The following is a 998-nucleotide window of genomic DNA, read 5'->3' on the forward strand; positions in this document are numbered from 1 at the left end:
ACACCACAAACAGGCCAGGCTCGGGTAGTCGATATCGCCGCAATGCCAGAAGCAGTGTTCCTGCGCCCTGCAAGCTACTACGACACCCCGAAGCAGGAGGACTAACCCATCATGACCACGATCCATCTTGACGATGACATCCGTGCAACGCTGCGCAAGCTGCGGCTTTCAACCTTCGCTGATACCTTCTTCGCACTTGCCAGTGCAGATGAAGCAAACACCGAGTTGCCTGAAGAGATATTTCTCAAAGCCGTGGAAGAAACCGCCCACAAACGTCGCGCGCAAAACATCACCAAAGCCATCACCCAAGCAAAGTTCCGGTACCCAGGTGCAACACTTGCCGAGCTGATAAACGTCGAAGAACGCGGCCTGAACCTTCGTCAACTCAAACGCATCGCTGCAACACCCTGGCGTGAAAACCCCGGAAACGTCCACCTCCTAGCCCCAACAGGGGCAGGCAAGACATACATCGCCTGCGCCATCGGAGTTGCTGCATGCCAGGCTGAATACAGCGTTGCGTACTACCGGCTCGACCAGCTTGTAGATGAATTAGCGGCCTTCCCGCCGACAGATGAGCGTTACGTAACCAAGATGCGCAGGCTACAAAACACTGACGTGCTCATCCTTGATGATTTCCTGACCATTGGAATCAACCAACGCGGGCAAGAAGACCTAACGAAGATCATATTCGACCGCGATGGCAGGCTGCCGACGATCATCGTTTCCCAAACCACTGCCGCATACTGGGTACAAAAACTTCCCGACCCAGTCGCAGCTGACTCCCTCGTCAGCAGACTCAACACCGGCCAACGCGTCGAACTCGGTGAATACGACATGCGCCACTTCCTAGCCACCCAACTAGAAACCGAGTAACACACCACCATCAACAGGCCCCGCGACGAGCAGCAGCCCCAACCCGTCGCGGGGCCCTACCAACTACCCGGAATCCAGCCCTACCACCGTTTCGGAATACCCCTACCAACTACGCGCACTCAGCA

1 protein-coding gene is annotated in these 998 nt (G+C 56.1%); it reads left to right on the forward strand.

Annotated elements, in window-relative coordinates; translation table 11 throughout:
• The first annotated feature begins 111 nt into the window (after nt 1-111).
• On the forward strand, nt 112-873 hold the full coding sequence (locus HMPREF2617_RS04230) for an ATP-binding protein (protein ID WP_070422898.1): 762 nt from the start codon (nt 112-114) through the stop codon (nt 871-873).
• Nucleotides 874-998: the final 125 nt, after the last annotated feature.

The sequence above is a fragment of the Corynebacterium sp. HMSC070H05 genome, assembly GCF_001837615.1.
Classification (GTDB): Bacteria; Actinomycetota; Actinomycetes; order Mycobacteriales; family Mycobacteriaceae; genus Corynebacterium; species Corynebacterium coyleae.

Excerpts from the sequence above, each read along its gene's own strand:
- HMPREF2617_RS04230 (WP_070422898.1), top strand. The coding sequence starts at position 112 with ATGACCACGATCCATCTTGACGATGACATCCGTGCAACGCTGCGCAAG.